Source organism: Streptomyces sp. NPDC048643, assembly GCF_040650615.1.
In the GTDB taxonomy this organism is placed as follows: Bacteria; Actinomycetota; Actinomycetes; order Streptomycetales; family Streptomycetaceae; genus Streptomyces.
This window is the reverse complement of sequence record NZ_JBEZHO010000002.1, coordinates 122302-140955: the sequence shown is the minus strand read 5'-3', so window position 1 is coordinate 140955 and position 18654 is coordinate 122302. Positions and strand designations below refer to the sequence as shown.

At 68.7% G+C, this 18654-nt stretch carries 16 protein-coding genes; 6 read left to right on the top strand and 10 right to left on the bottom strand.

The genetic code is table 11. The features are described from left to right. Positions 1 to 117 precede the first annotated feature (117 nt). The 3 genes from AB0C62_RS02500 to AB0C62_RS02490 are packed head-to-tail and all read right to left on the bottom strand — an operon-like array spanning position 118 to position 2425. A complete protein-coding gene (locus AB0C62_RS02500) occupies positions 118 to 1032 on the bottom strand; it encodes a sucrase ferredoxin (protein ID WP_362969234.1) in 915 nt (304 codons plus the stop codon). Further along, complete coding sequence (locus AB0C62_RS02495; protein ID WP_362969233.1) at positions 1029 to 2237, bottom strand: cupin domain-containing protein; 1209 nt, start codon at positions 2235 to 2237, stop codon at positions 1029 to 1031. Before AB0C62_RS02495 ends, AB0C62_RS02500 begins: the two co-directional genes overlap by 4 nt. Continuing rightward, positions 2234 to 2425 (bottom strand): hypothetical protein, encoded by a 192-nt coding sequence (locus tag AB0C62_RS02490; RefSeq protein ID WP_362969232.1) that lies wholly within the window; start codon positions 2423 to 2425, stop codon positions 2234 to 2236. Before AB0C62_RS02490 ends, AB0C62_RS02495 begins: the two co-directional genes overlap by 4 nt. 497 nt (positions 2426 to 2922) lie before the next feature. Between AB0C62_RS02490 and AB0C62_RS02485 the strand changes: the two genes are divergently transcribed. After that, complete coding sequence (locus tag AB0C62_RS02485; RefSeq protein ID WP_362969231.1) at positions 2923 to 3279, top strand: STAS domain-containing protein; 357 nt, start codon at positions 2923 to 2925, stop codon at positions 3277 to 3279. A gap of 306 nt (positions 3280 to 3585) precedes the next feature. Here the strand turns inward: AB0C62_RS02485 and AB0C62_RS02480 are convergent, their stop codons facing one another. Continuing rightward, positions 3586 to 3939, bottom strand: a complete 354-nt coding sequence (locus AB0C62_RS02480) for a PRC-barrel domain-containing protein (protein ID WP_362969230.1) — start codon at positions 3937 to 3939, stop codon at positions 3586 to 3588. Positions 3940 to 4261: 322 nt separating this feature from the next. After that, on the bottom strand, positions 4262 to 4432 hold the full coding sequence (locus AB0C62_RS02475) for a hydrophobic protein (RefSeq protein WP_067385923.1): 171 nt from the start codon (positions 4430 to 4432) through the stop codon (positions 4262 to 4264). A gap of 515 nt (positions 4433 to 4947) precedes the next feature. Between AB0C62_RS02475 and AB0C62_RS02470 the strand changes: the two genes are divergently transcribed. Next, positions 4948 to 5133: a hypothetical protein gene (locus AB0C62_RS02470; protein WP_362969229.1), complete on the top strand. Its 186-nt coding sequence runs from the start codon at positions 4948 to 4950 to the stop codon at positions 5131 to 5133. 296 nt (positions 5134 to 5429) lie between these two features. Here the strand turns inward: AB0C62_RS02470 and AB0C62_RS02465 are convergent, their stop codons facing one another. After that, a complete protein-coding gene (locus tag AB0C62_RS02465) occupies positions 5430 to 5846 on the bottom strand; it encodes a hypothetical protein (RefSeq protein ID WP_362969228.1) in 417 nt (138 codons plus the stop codon). Between the two features lie 521 nt (positions 5847 to 6367). Then, positions 6368 to 7084, bottom strand: a complete 717-nt coding sequence (locus AB0C62_RS02460) for a hypothetical protein (protein WP_362969227.1) — start codon at positions 7082 to 7084, stop codon at positions 6368 to 6370. A gap of 419 nt (positions 7085 to 7503) precedes the next feature. Here AB0C62_RS02460 and AB0C62_RS02455 point away from each other — a divergent pair, with 419 nt between their 5' ends. The 3 genes from AB0C62_RS02455 to AB0C62_RS02445 all read left to right on the top strand — a co-directional run bounded on the left by AB0C62_RS02455 (position 7504) and on the right by AB0C62_RS02445 (position 10732). Further along, on the top strand, positions 7504 to 7653 hold the full coding sequence (locus AB0C62_RS02455) for a hypothetical protein (protein ID WP_362969226.1): 150 nt from the start codon (positions 7504 to 7506) through the stop codon (positions 7651 to 7653). A gap of 521 nt (positions 7654 to 8174) precedes the next feature. Beyond that, on the top strand, positions 8175 to 9284 hold the full coding sequence (locus AB0C62_RS02450) for a hypothetical protein (protein WP_362969225.1): 1110 nt from the start codon (positions 8175 to 8177) through the stop codon (positions 9282 to 9284). 272 nt (positions 9285 to 9556) lie between these two features. After that, complete coding sequence (locus tag AB0C62_RS02445; protein WP_362969224.1) at positions 9557 to 10732, top strand: glutathione-independent formaldehyde dehydrogenase; 1176 nt, start codon at positions 9557 to 9559, stop codon at positions 10730 to 10732. 487 nt (positions 10733 to 11219) lie between these two features. Here AB0C62_RS02445 and AB0C62_RS02440 read toward each other — a convergent pair whose 3' ends face one another. The 3 genes from AB0C62_RS02440 to AB0C62_RS02430 all read right to left on the bottom strand — a co-directional run bounded on the left by AB0C62_RS02440 (position 11220) and on the right by AB0C62_RS02430 (position 16459). Then, positions 11220 to 12203 carry an AraC family transcriptional regulator gene (locus tag AB0C62_RS02440; protein ID WP_362969223.1) on the bottom strand — a complete coding sequence of 328 codons (984 nt, stop codon included), beginning with the start codon at positions 12201 to 12203 and terminating at the stop codon, positions 11220 to 11222. Between the two features lie 240 nt (positions 12204 to 12443). Beyond that, on the bottom strand, positions 12444 to 14624 hold the full coding sequence (locus tag AB0C62_RS02435) for an FUSC family protein (RefSeq protein ID WP_362969222.1): 2181 nt from the start codon (positions 14622 to 14624) through the stop codon (positions 12444 to 12446). 53 nt (positions 14625 to 14677) lie between these two features. After that, entirely contained in the window at positions 14678 to 16459 is a 1782-nt protein-coding gene (locus tag AB0C62_RS02430; RefSeq protein ID WP_362969221.1) for a helix-turn-helix domain-containing protein, read from the bottom strand. A 292-nt stretch (positions 16460 to 16751) separates the two neighbouring features. Here AB0C62_RS02430 and dnaK point away from each other — a divergent pair, with 292 nt between their 5' ends. After that, a complete protein-coding gene (gene dnaK / locus AB0C62_RS02425; RefSeq protein WP_362969220.1) occupies positions 16752 to 18650 on the top strand; it encodes a molecular chaperone DnaK in 1899 nt (632 codons plus the stop codon). The last annotated feature ends 4 nt before the right edge of the window (positions 18651 to 18654 follow it).

Here is an 18654-nt window from a genome sequence, read left to right as displayed (position 1 = left end):
GTGGAGGGGCGGTGCCTGTCGCGCCTCGGCTGGGAGATGCCGGCCCAGGCGCCGCTCGTAGGCAACGGCATCGCGTTCTGTGCCCTGACCCGAAGGCGGTACTGGCGGGAACTCCGGCTACTCGGTGTCGAATCGTGGCACGGTGCGAATCGACGTCACTCTGTATTCGATGGCCGAACTGTTGGCCGGCCCCCGACACGTCAGCTGTCTCGGGGGTGTGGAGTGGGGTGACACCTCGACCCTGAGCGCTGGAGGGTGTGGTGGGCGGCCGACGATCTGGATGAGCCAGCCTCTGTCGTGCCGGACTGATCTGCGGATCCTGTAATCGTTTCTGCCTGCCGGACCGAATCGCCTGAGGATTGCGATGACGGCTGCCTGTTGCGGCGGGGTGAGGTCGGTGTAGCCACGAAGATGGTCGGCGCGGATTCGATCGGCCAGGTGCTCCTCCACGACGGTGACCGACGCGAGTGCGTCGAGACCGCCGTAGTAGACACCATCGGGAACGACCACGACATTGGGCGCGAACCGGTCGCCACCCACGTGGGAGCATTCCCACACCAGGTCGGGCCACAACGCGCTCAACACCCGTCCCACCGGCCGCCCGCGCACCGCGCAGCACGTGTCACGTAGGCCGTGGGCGCAGACCAAAATAACGGGCGGCAGGTTCGGTTGCCCTCCGGCCTCAAGCGCCGGCACGATCTGCGCCAGATCAACGTCGTGGTGCCAGGTCCCCCACTCCTGCAGCAGCGCACCGTTCGCGTCGTGGCGAAGTACCGCCCAACGGTTGCCGCCGACAAACGGACGACTTCCGGGGCGTCTGATGAGAAGGATCCGGGCCCGGGCCTGTTGAGCGGCCCTGGACACGAGCGCCTTGATCCGGGGATCGAGGGCAAGGCCGTCGAAGCCGTGGACGGGCCATCCGTGCCGACGCTCGATCAGGACCCAGACCGTACCGTGGGGCGCGGTGCCCGCCAGCGGGTCGTTTCGGGAGCGGGCAGCGTCTGCGCAGAAGAAGCGCTGGTTGTCGGTCAACGTTCCGCTGGTACCAGCACGCCGGCCCGGAGCAGCCGCTCGGCGAGTGCGACACCGAGGTCGTCGGCCGTGCAGTGCTGGCCGCCGAGTAGCCGTGACACCAGCGGGACTTCGGCCTCCGCAAAGTCGAGCCAGCCCGCGCGCGTGACCAACCGCCGGCCCTCCCATCGTGGCTCCAGCGCGTCCCGGAGTCGCATCGTCGTTGAGATGGGGTCGAGATTTTGGAGGGCTGCCAGCTGGGCCAGGGGGCCCAGAGGAGCAGGGCGCCCCTGACCTCGCCTGGCCCGGTGGTAGAGCGGCCTCGCATCGGCCTCTGCCACGGCCGCGAGCAGCCGGGTACGGATGAGGTCCAGTTCGGCGTCCAGCTGGTCTGCTCCGAGCGGCAGGCTGCGGCGTGCCGTCGCATCATCCCGAAGTGCGGCAAGGGCAGCTCGAGTGAGCTGCTCCGCCAGCGCGTGGCGAGTCCAGATATGAACTCCGAGAGTCACGTGAATCGAGACGTCACCTCGGGCCTGCGCGGAGTGCAGCCAGCCGCGCGGCAGATAGAGAACGTCACCGGGGTTCAGCACCGTGTCCAGGTGCGCCTTGTTTTCGGCGGCCGCGTCGGCGACGGCCTTGCGGTGATCGGTCCACGGCTCATTGCGCAGCGGATCGGGCACGACGGGCTCGTGAATGATCCACCGTTTGGATCCCTCGACCTGCAGGATGAACACGTCGTGCACGTCGTAGTGGGCGTCGAATCCGCAACTCTGCGGGGGAGTCACGTACGCGTTGGCCTGCACGGGATGCCCCAGCTCTTCGCTGAGCGTGGACGCCAGGTCGGCAATCGGCTCCCAGGTACGGTGCAGTGCCTGCAACACGAGGGTGGCCCCCTCGGCGAACGCACGCCACAACGCGGTGTCGTCCAGCTGGTCGGCGACAGTGGCACCGACCCCTGCGGGTGAGGTGAAGGACGACTCAGGAAGCGTCGCACCGTCTTTGGCGACACGGAGGAACGGCGTACGAAGACCTCGGCGTGAGACCAGTTCGTCCACCGCTGCCGCCGAGAACAGATCGCGAAAGTCACTCGCCTCCCGGGTCAGCAGCGGCGTACGGCCCCAGACGTCCTGGGCAAACACCTCACGGCTCAACCGGGTCAGACGAGACTCCAGGGCGCCCACCCCATCCGCGCGGACGCCCTGAAGCTCAGATCGCCAAGACCTCAAGAGCGGTCCGCTCCTCCGTCGGCTCCGCCGTCAGCTCCGCCGTCGTGGGTGCCGGGGGTGCCTTCCGCTCCGCCGTCGGCGGGACCCTCCGCGCCGCCGTCGGCTCCGCCATCGGCTCCGCCGTCGTGGACGCCCGGCGTCCCCTCCGCTCCGCCGTCGGCGGGACCCTCGTTCTCGGGATGCGTCATAGTTCTCCCACGTCCAATCTTCGGCTCTACGTGCCCGGTGTCTGCCGTTCCTGCAGACCGGCGTGCATGCGCACCACGATGCTCGCACCCGCCTTCCGGTTCTCGAGGCAACGACTCGACCACCGAGAGTGAACGCTGCGGTTCTCCCTGTGGGTCCATCCATTCCTGGCCGAGTAGGGAGGGGGTGTGCGCGCCGTGCCCGGCCGGTGCAGCTGCGGCCCCATGGGAGATGAGGGAGCCGTCGTCGTCCAGGGCGAGGGACGTCTCCAGCGGCACCTCCGTGCCAGCGTGCGCCGCCAACGTATCCGGGTGATTCATCCGTACCGGCCCACTTCCGTGTCCCTGCCAGTACCCCTCCCCGTACCGTGCGCGCCGGCCCCGCCGGCTACCCGGAGCAACCACCAAGCGATCACGGCACCCGTATGATGTACGACGCCTTCCCCCAGGGGCGGCGCTGACCTGTATCGCAGTGGATCGTTGAAGGGCACATGGCACCCATGCACGACACAGCCGACCAGCCCGCCCGCCTGTCGATCACCCGGACCGACACCGCGGGTATGCGTGTCCTGGCCCTGTCCGGTGAGCTCGACGCCGACAACGCAGACATTCTGCGCCAGGCCCTCCGGGCCGACGACGGGATCCCCTCGCAGACGGTCCTTGATCTCGGCGACGTCACCTTCATGGACTCCAGCGCCATCAGCGTGCTGGCCGCGGCACACCGTGATGCCGCGGCCGCCGACGGCGGCCTGCGGATGGCCGCCCTGAGCGCGCCGGTGAAGCGGGTTGTCGAGATCGTCGGCCTCGACACGATCATCCGCTGCTACTCCACGCTCCCTCAGGCGCTCGCCGCCTGAAAGGCGGAGTGGGCGGCCCGGAACTCAGGTGGGTCAAGACCGGGCCGCCACTTCCGCTCAGCCCGGGGTACTGCCACCCCGGCCACATGGGTGAGGGCCCGATACCAGAGCGCGGACCGGGCCCTCTCGCCGCACGCTTCCGAAGGGTGAAGCCGGATCCGGCGCGCGGCGGCCTGTCCAACGACCTCGGCGACTCCCAGGCACGCAGGGAGCGTCCCTGATCCTGGCATCGCGCTCACGCGGCAGCGGGCGGATGAGCGCACGTTCTCCACTCATCCGCCCGCTGCCGCGCGAGCTGCTGTGGGGTCAGATCGTGCGCATGCTGTGGTAGTAGCCGCCGACCCGCTCGTGGTAGTCGGCATCGCCGAGGTGCTTGTCCTTTGCGAACTCGGGGGAGTCCTTGATCTGGTCCTTGGTGAGAGCGACGTGGATCTTGTGCTCGTCGAGGTCGACCGACTGCACCGTGCCGGCCGGGAGCAGGACGTGCTTGCCGAAGATCCATATGCCGGTGTCGACGACGAGGTAGGAGGAGTCGACGTCGTCCGAGTGCTTGTCGACCTTGCCGATGCTGCCGTCGGTGGCCTCGACCTTGAATCCGGTCAGGTCGGTGCCCGCGGTGTAGCCCGTGGTCGGCTGGTAACCCCAGATGTTGTCACTCATAAAACGGCTCCCTCGCAAAAGAATGCGTTGCCGCTCACAGGAGAACTGTGAACTTGTTGAGTGTCATCGATATTCGGTGACGTTCAGTCAGTAATTCGGGTCCCCAGGCTTCTTGGGCTCACACGTATGCGTGCTGTGAAAGTAGTGGATGGCCTGAGGCGTCGTGCTGGAGGGCCATGGGTCCTCGCGTCACGGCCGCCTCCGGCTACCCCGAACCGGAGGAATCACCCGCATCGCCTGCGGTCACCGAGGGCGGGACAGGGGTGGGGCCCGACGTCGAAGCGTCGGGCCCCACCCCTGTCCGTGATGCTGTTCAGGCCGTCTACCAGCGGTACCAGCGGCCGCGCTTGCCGCCGCTTGCCGTCGGGCGGATCACGAAGCCCAGGACCCACACGATCAGCACGATGACGGCGATCCACCACAGGGCCTTGAGTGCGAAACCAGCACCGAAGAGGATCAGGGCCAGCAGAAGAACAAGAAGAATGGGAACCATAGTTATCAACCTCCGGAACCTCGTGTGCCCTGCAGCCCGATCTTCACTCATGCGGACTTATCTATTTCTTAGGCGGTTCACAGCTACCGCTCGACTGCTATGGGAACAGATCAGCCTGCCTTCACCGGCGTGATCAGCTCTGGGGCAGATCGATGATGAGGCGGCCTGGCGCCGGGTCGATGACGTACCGCACAACGCATGTGATCTTGAATCAAGACTAGGCCGCTTCATGCGGACCATCGGATCGTAGGCTGCCGTGTGCCTCTACCTGACGCGCAGGCCCAATACGCGAACAGTGAAGCCCCAGAACGTGAGGGCCGGAATCCTCACCGCCTGATGCCGCCCCCTCATCCTCATCACTGACATGCGCTGATACTCCACCCTTCGCAAAACGCCCTTCGGACGCCGCAACCCACTCGGATGGTCTTCCACCGCGGGGGCAGACGTGTGAAGCTGCTGCGTCGAACGGACCACGAACTCGTCTGCGGCAGCCCGGCGCCGGAGAGGATGACCGCATGAAGCCCACGAAGCACCGTTACAGCCTGACGTGGACCGACCTGGACGGTGTGCCCCAGGCCGCGGCCGGCCGATACGACAAGCGCGCGGCCACCAAGCGCCGACGCGCGTTGAAATCGGTCGGCTGCACCCGAGTCGAGGTCGTCGTGGTCGAGCCCGGAGAGCTTCCGGAGCCGGCCCTCTGACCGGCCGGCCCCACGGCGCGTCGGGCGCGGTGTGGTCAGCGTCGTCGGCGCCAGGTGCCATAGAGGCCGGCATCCCCGACGGCCCGGCAGACCCGAATCCGAGCAGCAGATGCTGATGGGCCGGTCAGGGAGCTACAGAGCGGGGCACTCGGGGTCAGGCCGGCCACGTGGCCTTTACCTCCCCGCGGGTCCTCGCGTCACTCCGCCGCAGTGCTCACGCGAGGAGGCTCGGGTGGCCGCCTCGACGAGCACGCGGCTATGGGGTTACAGGTCTCCGGCAGCGTCTGGACCGGAGGTCAGTGGGCGGCACCGAGTTGGGCTTCGTACCGCTCCATGCGGCGTTGCCCGAACCGCACGAGTAGGTAGCCTCCGCCGCCGATGACGAGGAGCCCGAGGACCGCGAAGACGATACCGGCGGCCCGATGACCCGCCAGGGCGAGAACGATTCCCAAGGCGAGGTAGACGACGGTCACGGCGGCCAGGCCGAACGGCCACGTCCTACGGGACCTGTGCTGACGCCAGTGCACGAGAGCGAGTGCTTGCCGCCGCTGGGTGACATCTTCAGGCACCTGGCGGCGCGTCACCATCTTCTCCAGCTCGGGAAGATCGTCCATGTCGATGCCGCCGCCGATGGCTCGAGCCTCCCTGCGACGGCGCATCACGAGCGCTGCCGCTCCCAGCACAAAGGCCGGGACCACCCCGATCCAGGTCACCAGCGGGGAGTAACCCCTGGACAGACTCCGGGCCACCCAGTAGGCGGCCAGCAGGAGTCCGTAGAGCCACCATTGCCTCGCCGGTTTCGCTTCGCCCAGCTCTCCCTCGCCCCCTCCTCCGCCCGCACCCGGCCGTCCTTCACGATGCGCCTCTCGGCCCTCTGCATGACGCTGCCTCCCCTTGCGCGGTCGTCCAGCTCGCCTCACTTCAGCGGATACCCGCGTGGTCCGCTGCCAGACGGCCCCCACTCCGCCCCGGCCTGCCGAAGAAGCACCCCTGGGAGGTGTCATCGAGTGGCGTCGGCGACACCTGCGGCATCCAGTGCCTGCACGCGCACGTCAGCGCGACGCGTCCAGTAACCCGCCGCGCCGACATTCCCGCCCCCCGTTTCCGGTCCCCGAGTTCGTACTGGAACTCGGCGCGGTCAAAGATGCTCGGCGCCACCTCGCCCGTCTGAAAGGACCCACGCGGGGCACCCCGGGGTGCCCCGCGAAATGCCCGTCCCGGCCGGCCCCTGTGGCTACCGGGCGGCGAGCTGTTTGAGGTCGACGGTCTCGCCGGCGGGCGGCTGTTCGGGCTTGACGGGCTTGTTGTAGTCGCTGAACGTCGTCGACTCGGGCTCGGAGCCGCCGGTGGTGGTCACCTTGAGGATGTAGGGCTTCCCCTCGGAGGCCACGTACATCGTCAGAGTCTTGCCGTCCGATTTCTTGGTCAGCTTCACCGCCGGGGCGCCGTCCACCGACGTGCTGCCGCTCTTGGACATGCCCTTGCGCTCGGACTTGTCCTCGTCCAGGGCGGCCAGCAAGCCCTGCTTGTCGCACAGCCCGCTCAACTGGTCGTCCCCGGCAGGCATCTTCACCCACCTACCGGCGACCTTGGGCACTATCTTGTCCGCGCTCTCCTGCTGCTTCAGGCTGTTCTGCCAGTACTTCTCGTCGCCCTTGAGATAGAGCGTCGCGCTCCTGTGCCGTACCTGCGCCGTCGCACCCTGCTGCTTGATCGTGCCTTCACAGTTCTTCTCGCTGTCGACCGCGATGTCGAGCGCCAGCGATTCTCCGCCCTCCTGTCGCGCGCTGCCCTTGAGGTGCATCGAGTCCGCCTGCCGCGTCGCCTTGACCGCCTGAGCGGCCACCTCGTCGGCAGACTTCCCCTTGAACGAGTCGTCGTCACTGCCGCCGCACGCCGCCAGACTCAACGCGCACATGCCCGTCGCCGCCACAGCCGCAAGACGTCCCATCCCTCGCATCACACCCACTCCCCGAGAGCCGTGCTACGCCCTCAGCCGGCGCCTGATCCTGGTGATCACGGCGTGAGGCACCCGTCTTCCCCGCCGGACGCCCACAACACGCGGTACCTCACATTCCGGATATGCCGCGGTCGCGCATCCGACCGCCCAGCGGTGACGCACCGGCCGCGCCATCACGGTCGCGTCCGGCGGCCGCGACCGGCCCCAGCCCTGGCAGGGCCGCCGGAGTCAGGGCCGGTCCTCTACGACCCACCTCGGCAGGAACAGGCCGATCGGCTCAGCTCTGGTTCGGCGCCTTGGGCCGGGGACGTTCACTGGGCGCCGGGTCTTCACGACGTCCCTCCAACTGGTGCCTTCCTGGCGCGATAGGGGGCAGGCGGGACGATGAGCTGATTCAAGGAGGGGCTCTCATGAGCCAGAGCACTACGGCCACCGCGACAGAACACCCGATACCCAGAGACAGGCCTGATCAGCAGGCAACCGACAGCGATCCCCTCGACATCGAGACGATGCTGCGCCACGCACAGCGCTCGGCAGAGAGCCTGTCGGCAGCCACCTGAGGGCGGCCGCCACGGCCCGGACTGCCCCCGGTCTTCGCGTGTCGCCGACCCGCAGGCCGCTGGTGGCGGTAGGACGGGGCCGGCTGCCGCCTGTCATCACGACGACCTGCCGCACGACCGGCACGCGACGCCCCACTGCGCGGGCGGTGGAACGGGGTCTTCGTACTCAACCCCGACACGCCCGGTTCGCGCACCGGCGTCGAGCAGCTGCCTCCGAGTCGGCCGACCCGGCATCCTCTGAACGCGTCGGAGTGGCCCGATCCGGACGAGGTGGATGTCGCCGAACTGCCCATCATCGAACGGCACAGCGAGGCGGCTGTTCGAGGTGCTGGGTGACCGCGTGCCGGTGGGACGCTGCCATGTTGCCGGAGGACGAGGACGAGGACGAGGATTCTGCCCGCAGCTTGCGTGCACCTGCTGGTGCGCGCGTGTCACGAGGCGTGAATGCCGCCGCCGGGGCCATCCTGCTCGTTTGGGGTACTTGCGCTGGCGAGCGCAGCCGAAGGGAAAGGGGCCACAGAATGTCGTCCGAGGGTGTGACGGTCGTGGCTCTGCTGGCGGATCCGGACGCGCCGACGGAGATTGCGCGGCGCATGGCCCGGATGCTTCCGGCCCGGCTCGCCGACAAGGCCGGAAAGGGGCGACGGTTCGAGGTCAAGGTTGCCAGTGAGCCCTTCACCGCAGAGTGCGAGGACCCGTCCACCTTGATGGGCCGGATCATGGGCCGCGCGAACGAGGAAGGCTGGGACATCGTGGTGGCCCTCACCGACCTCCCTCTGCACGCCCAGGGGCGCAAGCTCGTCATTAATGTGGATCACGTGCATGGGCTGGCCCTGCTTTCGCTGCCTGCGCTGGGGGGTTTCCGGCTGCGGACCAAGGCCAGGCGAGCCGTGGAAGAAACCGTGATCGCCCTGGCAGAGCCGCGCGCCACCGGCGTTGCGGAACGACAGCGGAGGCAGCCGTCCAAGGCAGCATTCGCCGGCCGGCTCACACCCATCCATCCAGGCCCGGTCGGTGAGGACGAGAGCGCTGATCTTCGATACGTCGTCAGTGGGCCACGCGGATATGTGAGGTTGCTGGCGGGCATGGTCCGCGCCAACCGGCCGTGGCGGTTGGTGCCGGGTCTGTCGAAAGCGCTGGCGGCCGCCCTCGCCACCGGAGCCGTGGCGACGGTGAATTCAACTGTCTGGAGCCTGGCGGAAGCGTTGAGCGCGCCGCGCCTCGTAATCGCCACGGTCGGATCCATCGCCCTCATGATCGGCTGGCTGATCGTGGACGCGCAGCTGTGGCACCGGGCGACGGAGAACTCGCCGGAAGCGAAGCTGAGAGCGAGGCTTTACAACACGTCGACCGTCGTGACCGTAGGTATCGGGGTGCTCGTCTGCTATATCGGTTTGATCGTCATCAACTTGGTGTGGGCGCTGTTCATCCTCAACGACCGGGTGTTCGCCTCCATGACACGGGCCCCGCTGGATGCCACGGAGTATCTGACGTTGTCGTGGTTCGTCGCTTCGACCGCCACGGTAGGCGGTGCCCTGGGCTCAGGCTTGGAAAGCGACGAGGCGATCCGGGCCGCCGCCTATTCCAAGCGCGAGCAGGAACGTCGGAACATGGTGCAGAACCAGGAATAGCTGGTGTCCCGCGGGAACCGGAAGATTCCGCTGATCGATCAGTGCATGCTGTTTCGCGCAAGGAGCGGCGGCTACCCGACTGATATGCCGCCGGTGCGCCGGGTTCTGCCGGGCGGCCCGGCGGCGACAAAGCCGCTCTGCCTGAACCGGCGAACGGCTACCGGAGGCGCGCCGTAACCACGGCCCCGTCGCAACGGCTCGCTGGTGCCGGTGCTGCGCGTCCACTTGATCACCGCTGTGCCGCGGCCGGGCCGCGGCATCTAGGGAACATCATGAAGGCAGCAATATACGAAGGTCCGCGAACGGTCACGGTGAAGGACGTACCGGACGCGAGGATCGAGCACCCCTGCGACATCATCGTCAAGATCACCTCCACCAACATCTGCGGTTCGGATCTGCACATGTACGAGGGCCGCACCTCGTTCGAGTCCGGCCGCACCCTGGGACACGAGAACATGGGCCAGGTCGTGGAAGTCGGTTCGGCCGTCCGCAAGGTCCAGGTCGGCCAGTACGTGGTCCTGCCCTTCAACATCGCCTGCGGCTTCTGCAAGCAGTGCGAGCGGGGCCTGACCAACTACTGCCTGACCATGCAGCCGGAACCGGCGCTGGCCGGAGCGGCCTACGGATTCGCCGACATGGGCCCCTATCAGGGCGGCCAGGCCGAGCTGCTGCGTGTGCCCTACGGCGACTTCAACGCGCTGCGTCTGGGTGAGGACGCCGCCGAGCGGCAGACCGACTACGTGATGCTCGCCGACATCTTCCCCACCGGCTATCACGCCACCGAGATGGCCGATGTCAAACCGGGCGACCAGACGATCGTCTTCGGGGCCGGCCCGGTCGGGCTGATGGCGGCCTACTCCGCTCTCCTCAAGGGTGCCGGACGCGTGTGGGTGGCCGACCACCAGCCGGACCGGCTGCGCAAGGCCGAGGAGATCGGGGCCATCGCGATCAATACCGCCGAGCAGGATCCGGCGGAGGTCGTCAAGGAAGCCACGCTGGGCCTGGGCGCCGACAACGGGTGTGAGTGCGTCGGCTACCAGGCACACGACGCCGAGGGGCATGAGGACGCCAGCCTCACGCTCAACGGACTGATCGACTCGGTCAGGTTCACCGGCGCCATCGGTGTGGTGGGCGTGTTCCTGCCCCAGGACCCCGGCGGCGAGGAGGCCCAGGGCGAGCTGGAGGCGCAGGGCAAGGTCCCGATCGACTTCGGGATGATGTGGTTCAAGGGCCAGCGCATGGGGACGGGCCAGGCGCCGGTGAAGAGGTACAACCGGGCACTGCGGGACTTGATCGCCGGCGGAACGGCGACGCCGAGCTTCGTCGTCTCCCACGAACTCGGCCTGGACGAGGCCCCGGCCGCCTACGAGCACTTCGACGCCCGTGACGACGGCTGGACCAAGGTGGTCCTGCATCCAGGCGGCCACAGCAACGGCCACAAGCGCTGAGGGACACGGAGGACGTCGCACGACGACTTCCTCCGGGGGATCCTCCGCCTACCGGCAGCAGGGCCTGCTTCCACGGAGGCAGGCCCTGGCGGGGATACCGGTCCAACCAGTCGCTGAACTCGGACCGGCGTGACGGGCGTGGTCGATTGTCGCGGAACGCTCTTGTGTTGCTGGGCGGGCACATCCATGCGCCCTAATGCGGTCAAGGTCCGGGCCGGCGCCGACCCTGGCCCGGACCTTGACCGGTGTCGGGCAGTGCGCCGTTACGGAGTTCAGGCCGCATGCGCGCTGCCGACCCGCCCGCGACTCTTGGGGCGCGGCGGGCGGTGGCCGGCCCGAAGGGGTGGGACGGGCCGACCGATGTCCGCGCGGCGGACCCTAGAGGTGGACGCGCGAACACCAGAAATCTAGGTGTGTCGGCCGCTGGGCACGATCCACTGAGCGCGGCTGTTGTCCGCGCAGCGCGGGGCGATGACGTCGGCCGTGGTCATCCGGAACGCAATGTCTGCGAGGGCAACTCGCCGAAGCGGGCCCGGTAGCGGGACGCGAAGCGGCCCAGGTGGTCGAAGCCCCAACCATGGGCGACCTCGCTCACGTTCACTTCGCCCGGCGCGCCGCGGCGCAGCTCCTCGTGTGCGCGGGTGAGGCGGACGTCGGTCAGGTAGGCCAGCGGGGTCATGCCGACGTACTGCTGGAAGGCCTCTTGGAGCCGCCGCACGCTCACCCCGGCGAGCACGGCCAACTCTCCTACTGTGAAGGGGTGTTGCGGCATGCTGTGGATGGCTTCGACGGTGCGCTTGACGGGGCCCGGACGCAGGGCGGGCTTTGGTCGCTCGAGCTCGTCACGGTAGCGGTGGCCGGTGGCGAGGAGGAGCCCGGTCAGCAGGGCCTCCTGGAGCGGGCGGGCGACCATCGGCCGGGTGAGCAGCCCGTCGGCCTGCATCTCGTCGAACACCGTGCGGATCATCCGCACCCAGCTCAGGCCCGCTCCGCGCGCCACGTCCAGGTCGGGAGTGAGGACGACGGGGGTGCGCAGCGGTCGGCCGAGAAGGCGTTCGAGTTGATCGTTGAGGGCCTTGGAGTCGATCTTCACGGCCAGCATGGAGCAGTCGGTGCTCACTCGATCCAGCGCCGTGTTGCCGTGCGGCTGGAAAACGGCGGCGTTCGCGGTCGTCGCCGTCGCGTTGGTGTGCGTTCCTTGACGCCAGGCCAGGTGGCCGCCCAGGGGGATGTCCACGTGGTAGGAGCCGAGTTCCCCGAACCGTATGCGCACCTCCGTGCCGAAGGAGAGCCGTCCGAGTGTGAGCGGACCGAACGCGGCGATGTCGTACCGGGCCATGAAGTCGGCGCTGCCGTCGGGCACGTCGATGAAGTTGGCGTAGAAGCGTTCTTGGAGCACCTGCCGAGCTTCGTCCACAACCGCCGTCCGGCACTTCAGCAAGTCCTGGCCCTGGTGTGGCGCGTCGTGCATACCGCAAGCTCCTGGGCCTTTGGGTCGGTCGATGGATGGTGCACATTTATCGTCGCCCATTGCCCGTTACCGTGCCCCTATTCTTTCGATCTCGCGGCGCATTTGGCCGGAACGAGACGTCGCCTCAACCTGCCCCTGTCGCAACTTCGGGGGCTCTGCGGATGGGGCTTGACGATCTGTCAGTACTTCAGGGGTGAACGACAGGATGGAACGGCCGTGGTGGCGCCTTGGCCGACTTCATCACCCATCCCGGTGCCGCGCGGTACCTGATCCGTCGCCTTCCGCTGCCACAGCCGCCAGCATCCGCCCCTCCTCGCGAGCGGAGTCCACATCCCGTTCCAGGGGTGTCCGGCTTACGGCCGTCGCGAGGTCTTCCAGGGCCCGTTTCTGCATGTCCGCCTCCCGTCGAACGACGGGGCTCCGGTTGCCGGCGGTGGTGTCCTCCCACGCGTGGAGTGCCTCCTCCACGCGCCCCCAGTCCGGATTCCTGTGCTCGCGCACGTCGACCGCGGCCTGCGCGGTGTCCGTCTCCAGGGCGTCCGCGAACCGCTCGGCCTCGGGGAAGGAGCGGCCATCGGCCCGCGGAACGTGACTCTCCATGAGCATCGCTGCCCGGCCGAGCCCCTCCAGCGCCTCCTGCGCCTCCTGCGCCTCCCGCGACGTCAGTCCTCTGGGGCGGACCGGCTCCCGCCTTGCCCGGTCGTAGGCCTCCTGCCAGGCGGCACGTGCCTCCCGGCTCGCCAAAAGTGCCTTCCGCATGTCGGCGCGGTGCTTGTGGCTCGGCTCGGCGTAGCTGCGCAGCACTGCGGCCGCGTACCTGCCGTTCGCGGCGAGCCAGTCCGCGAGCCGGCCCGGCAGCCTGGGTGTCTCCCACGCGGGGAACACCACGTAGGACAGCATGGCCAGGGCCCCTCCGAGCAGGGTGAGTGCCACCCGGTCCGGGACGGTCTGCTCCCACGCCTGGCCGCCCATGCCGAGCAGGAAGACGACGTATGCGGCAGTGAAGCACTGGGAGTAGGCGTAACCGGTACGGACCAGCGTGTACGACAGACCAACCGAGACCACCGCCAGCGCGCCGCACACCTGGGCGTTCGGGCCCAGGGCCCACACGATCCCGGTGGCGAGCGCGACCCCCGCCAAGGTCCCGGCGAGACGGGCCACCGCGCGCGCGTACGTCTGGTGAAAGTCCGGCCGCATCACCATGACCGAGGCGATGGGCGCCCAGTAGCCGTGGCCCAGGGGCAGCCGAGTGGCGATCACATAGCCAAGCGTGGCCACCGCCGCCAGGCGGACGGCGTGCCGGAACACGGGCGAGTCGTGCCGGAGCTCACGGTGAACCGCCCGAGCGACGACCGGGACCAGCCGGAACAGTGTCGGACGCACCAGGAACCGGGCGCCGGCGGGGGCGAGCGGCGTGGGCGCCTTCCCGCGCGCGCCGCCGCTCCCGGCGATCTCCAACGCTTCACCGAGCAGTTCCACGAGCCGCTCTGCGGTCTGCCGCGCGGGACCCTCCAGCACCTCGTGCTCCTCGTCGACACGCAGGACGTCCGTGCTTCCGGGCCGCACCTCCGCGGGAGTGCCCCGGCGGATCGAGCGGGCTGCCGCATCCAGGATCTCGGCGGTCGCGTCGAGCAACTCCCGCGCGCGGTCCCGCCCGGGGCCTTTTGCCGGGGCGCCGACGTGTGGGTCGGCGAGCGTGGCGACGACCGGGCGGATGCGCTCGGCGAGTCCCCGGGGGCCGTGGAGGCCGGGAGGACGGGTGCGGGCCTGTGACGGCGTCACCCCAGCCGCGTCCCGGGCCGTCATCAACGGTTCCGGGTCGAACGGGGCGGTCGGGTCGTGCCTCAACCGGCGGGCGTAGTCCGCCACGCCGGCCAAGGCGTCGGCGAGTGCGTCACGATGCGCTCCCCAACGCCGGATCGGGAACAGCAGGATCAGGACGGCCTGCGTCACGCCCCCGAGCGCTATGACCCCGGCGTGCTCCAGGGCCGGCCCGACGCTCGTGGGCAAAGTGATGGTGACCAGCATGCCGCCTACGGTCGTCGCCGCGACGATCCCAGCTGTCGATCCGACGGCCCACGCCATTCCTGCGGCAAAGGACCATACGGCCAGCAGCGGGAGAAACGTCACGAGTTGCCCTGCCGCCAGGTAGCCCACGAACGTGCTGACCGCCAGACTCGCGCCCGCCCCGAGCGCGATCACCTTGCGTGGACGCCATGTGCGCTGGAAGGTGGCCCCACCCGCGGAGTAGGCGCCGAGAGCGGCGGATGCGGCATACGCAGGGGAGACCAGCCACAGCGTCAGCCCGATGACCAAGGCCACCCCGGTGGCCGTGCGCAGCGCGAGCAGGGGCTCCAGCCGCGATTCCTCGATCGTGAGCCCGGATCGCACGACCTCGCTGAAGGACCGGAGCCATCGCACAGTTTCGACCCCCGGAACGTACTGCCGGGTCGCGTCGGCGTTCCGGCGAGGCGTCAGCCGGGGCCGCCCAGCACGATCTTCCATACACGTGTCGCCACTTGGAGGTTCAGCCGGTCCTCGACGTTCGCGAGGTCGTTACCGCTGATGTCACGGATGCGCTGGAGCCGGTAGCGCAGCGTGCTGCGGTGGATCGCGAGGGAATCTGCGGTCTCGTCGTAGTTGCCGCCGCAGCTGAAGTACTGGGACAGGGTCTCCACCATGGCCGTGTGGTGCTGGGAGTCGTAGTCGATGAGCTGCCCGAGCCACTCCTGGACGAACGTCTCCAGTTCCCGGTATTCGTTGCCCGGTCCCAGGATCCGGTAGAGGCCGAGCTCTTCGAAGAACGTCGTGCCATAGCGCTCGCGGGATTGACGGCGCACTTCCAGGGCGCGCTGCGCCTCCTGGTAGCGGTGGGGGATCTCGTCCAGGGATGCGCAAGGGGCGCTCACCCCGATCATGCCGGACCGCGTCCCGGTCTTCCGGGAGAGCTCCTCGTACAACGCGCGGGCGTGCGGCCTGGCGTCGGCGACCAGGACCACGTGGTCGGAGCGCCGGGTCAGCAGTGAACGCATGCCCACCGCGGAGGCCGCCTGTCCGACGGTCTGCGCGAAGGTTTCGTCCGTGGGCCGGTTCGGCCACTGCACCACGACGATGTAGTGGCTGCGATGCAGGTCGTGTCCGACTGCCGCGGACCGCGCGTAGGCGCTCGCCTCGTCGGTTCCTGCCAGCAGGTCATTGACCAACTCGCGGTGCAGCCTCCGCTCGACGTCGGCCAGATCGCGCAGGTGCGTGAGCTCCGAGGCGAGCGAGGCGGCACCGTGTTCCAGTGCGAGTACGGAGTGCTCGTCAGCCTCGTTGCGGGCATCGACGAGGGCCAGTACGCCGAGGATCTCGCCGTGCGGGCGGACCAGGCTGATCAGCCGGTCCCGTATCCGCACCGGGCCGGCCTGACAAGCGACGGTGTGGAGCATTTCGTCCTGGCGCACGGGGTCCGGTTCGGGATAGGGGTCGGGGCAGCCCGGACCGGTCCAGGACCTCAGCCGGCCGAAGCGGTCCTCGACCAGCGCGGGGAGTCCGGTGAGCGTGTGAAGTGCGCGGGTTATGGCTTCCTCCCCGCCGCTCGAGGCAGCGACGTCGTCCACGAGTGACTGAACCGCCCGCTGGTACACCAGCTCAGCCGCGACGCAGATCAGCTGCCGCTGCAGAGCTGTGTGCTCGTCCCTCAGCCGGTGCAGCTTCAGCGCGTCCTCGCGTTGGCGCCGGCGTGCGAAGGCGACGGACAGCGCAGCGGCGGTGTCCTGGACGATCGTGGCGAGCAGGGACTGCTCGGCCTCGTTGGGCTGGGAGCGGGAGGTCACCACGAGGTAGCCGTGGAGTCCTTCGAGCCCGCGCAGCCCCAGAGCCCGGCTCCAGGGCCTGCCGGGTACGGTCACGGGACCGTCCTGCCCGGCCAGCTCGCGCACTCTCCGGCCCAGGGCCGAGGCGTGCGTCATCCCGTCCTTCGGACTGGGGCGCAGGTCGCCGCCCACCGTGAGATATCCGGCTTCGGCGCGGTAGGGCCCCGCAGCGGCGATGTGGTCCATGGCCAGTCGCAGGATCGTGTCTTCGTCCGGGGTGTCGAACAGAGCGCGGGACAGCACGGCCAGGTCGCGGATGTCATGGTCGGGCGGGGTGAGAGGAGGGGGGCGGGGCCCTCTGCGCGTGAACGTGGAGTGTCTCCGCGCACTGCCCGGGGTAAGGCTCCTCGCCCGGTCGGAGCAGCGGTGGTGCAGGCTGTGCGTCCGACTGCCGGCCATGGGATCAGTCCGTTCTCCCCGATTCTCATGGGGAGGCGAGAGAAAATTCGAATTCCCAGCTACTCGCAAGCCTACTCGCGAGGTTCGGATTCCTTCTCTCGTACTCGTGGGGTGACCGGACCCGCGCAGGCCTGACTTGCCAGGCGCAGGCGTGGAACCACCCGGTTCGTCACCCTGGGGAGTGCTCGAGACCCTCCAGGCGCACCGTGGGACACCGACGTACGCCCCACTCCTACCTGAACGAACGTGATCCGGAGAGTCGACGCAGGCGCCGTACCGGGAGGAGTTCCTCATGGCCAAGGCAGTGGGCATCGACCTGGGCACCACCAACTCGGTGATCGCCGTCTGGGAGGGCGGCGAGCCGTCCGTCGTGCCCAACAGCGAGGGCAACCGCACGACACCGTCCGTGGTGGCCTTCACCGACACCGGGGAACGCCTGGTGGGCCAGCTGGCCCGGCGCCAGGCGATCCTCAACCCCAAAGGCACCATCTACTCGGCCAAGCGGTTCATCGGTCGTCACTTCGACGAGATCTCCGACGAGGCCAAAGCGGTGGCGTACGACGTCGTCGAGGGCGACGGCGGGGCAGCCCGCTTCAAGGTGCGCGACAAGCTGTACGCACCTGAGGAGATCAGCGCGCAGGTGCTGCGCAAACTCGCCGACGACGCGTCCAAGCAGCTGGGGGAGCGGGTCACGGAGGCGGTCATCACGGTGCCCGCCTACTTCAACGACGCTCAGCGCACCGCCACCAAGGACGCCGGGCGGATCGCCGGACTGGAGGTGCTGCGGATCATCAACGAGCCGACGGCTGCCGCCCTCGCGTACGGCATGGACAAGCAGGAGCACGAGACCGTCCTCGTCTTCGACCTCGGCGGCGGCACCTTCGACGTGAGCATCCTCGATGTCGGCGACGGTGTGGTGGAGGTGCGCTCCACGGCCGGTGACAGCCACCTGGGCGGCGACGACTTCGACCGGCGTCTGGTGGATCACCTCGCGGACGTTTTCCAGAAGGAGAACGGCATCGACCTGCGCAAGGACCCGCAGGCGCTGCAACGATTGTTCGAGGCGGCGGAGAAGGCCAAGACCGAACTGAGTTCGGTGACCCAGACGCAGGTCAGCCTGCCGTTCATCACCGCCGACGCCGCGGGTCCCAAGCACCTCACCGACTCGATCATGCGGTCCACGTTCGAGCAGATCACCGGCGACCTGGTGGAGCGCTGCCTCGGACCCGTGCAGCAGGCGATGGCCGACGCCAAGGTCGGCGAGAGCGACATCGACGAGGTCATCCTCGTCGGCGGTTCCACCCGCATCCCGGCGGTCCAGGCCCTGGTCCGCCGGCTGACCGGCGGCAAGGACCCCAACATGAGCGTCAACCCCGACGAGGTCGTGGCCTTGGGCGCCGCGATCCAGGCAGGGGTGCTCAAGGGCGAGGTCAAGGACGTGCTGCTGCTCGACGTCACACCCTTGTCGCTGGGCGTGGAGACGCGCGGCGGAGTGATGACGAAGATCATCGAGCGGAACACCACCATTCCGGTGCGCCGCAGCGAGACCTTCTCCACCGCGGAGGACAACCAGCCGGCCGTCGATGTCGTGGTCCTCCAGGGTGAACGGGAGCGGGCCGCGGACAACCGGGTGCTGGGGCGGTTCCAGCTCACGGACATCCGGCCGGCGCCGCGGGGCGAAGCACAGGTCGAGGTCACTTTCGACATCGACGCCAACGGCATCCTCAACGTCAAGGCCCGCGATCGGGACACCGGCAAGGAACAGGGCATCACCATCAGCGAGAGCTCCAACCTGGACCGCACCGAGGTCGAACGCATGGTGCAGGAGGCCGAGAGCAACCGGGGCCAGGACCAGGCGCTCCGCGAGGCCGTCGATGCCCGCAATGAGCTCGATGCCGTCGCGTACCAGGTCGAGAAGCGCCTCGCCGAACTGGGCGACGCGGCGCCCGCGCACGAGAAGGCACGCGCCGAGATGCTCGTGTCCGACGCCCGGGCGGCGGTCAAGGAGGAGGCGGGCGTGGAGCGTGTGCGGCCCCTGACCTCCGAACTCCAACAGCTGCTCGCCGGGCTGACGGCACATCAGGACGCCGCACCCACGGGCAGTCCCGGCCAGGACACCGCCACCGGTGAGCCCACGAGTGGCGCCGGCGATGACGACGATGTCATCGACGCCGAGTTCGACAAGGGCTGAGGCG

What these genes read in the sequence shown, in the direction of transcription:
- AB0C62_RS02490 (WP_362969232.1), bottom strand. Translation starts at nt 2,425, where the DNA reads ATGACGCATCCCGAGAACGAGGGTCCCGCCGACGGCGGAGCGGAGGGG.
- AB0C62_RS02485 (WP_362969231.1), top strand. Translation starts at nt 2,923, where the DNA reads ATGCACGACACAGCCGACCAGCCCGCCCGCCTGTCGATCACCCGGACC.
- AB0C62_RS02480 (WP_362969230.1), bottom strand. Translation starts at nt 3,939, where the DNA reads ATGAGTGACAACATCTGGGGTTACCAGCCGACCACGGGCTACACCGCG.
- AB0C62_RS02475 (WP_067385923.1), bottom strand. Translation starts at nt 4,432, where the DNA reads ATGGTTCCCATTCTTCTTGTTCTTCTGCTGGCCCTGATCCTCTTCGGT.
- AB0C62_RS02470 (WP_362969229.1), top strand. Translation starts at nt 4,948, where the DNA reads ATGAAGCCCACGAAGCACCGTTACAGCCTGACGTGGACCGACCTGGAC.
- AB0C62_RS02460 (WP_362969227.1), bottom strand. Translation starts at nt 7,084, where the DNA reads ATGGGACGTCTTGCGGCTGTGGCGGCGACGGGCATGTGCGCGTTGAGT.
- AB0C62_RS02455 (WP_362969226.1), top strand. Translation starts at nt 7,504, where the DNA reads ATGAGCCAGAGCACTACGGCCACCGCGACAGAACACCCGATACCCAGA.
- AB0C62_RS02450 (WP_362969225.1), top strand. Translation starts at nt 8,175, where the DNA reads ATGTCGTCCGAGGGTGTGACGGTCGTGGCTCTGCTGGCGGATCCGGAC.
- AB0C62_RS02445 (WP_362969224.1), top strand. Translation starts at nt 9,557, where the DNA reads ATGAAGGCAGCAATATACGAAGGTCCGCGAACGGTCACGGTGAAGGAC.
- AB0C62_RS02440 (WP_362969223.1), bottom strand. Translation starts at nt 12,203, where the DNA reads ATGCACGACGCGCCACACCAGGGCCAGGACTTGCTGAAGTGCCGGACG.
- AB0C62_RS02430 (WP_362969221.1), bottom strand. Translation starts at nt 16,459, where the DNA reads ATGGCCGGCAGTCGGACGCACAGCCTGCACCACCGCTGCTCCGACCGG.
- dnaK (WP_362969220.1), top strand. Translation starts at nt 16,752, where the DNA reads ATGGCCAAGGCAGTGGGCATCGACCTGGGCACCACCAACTCGGTGATC.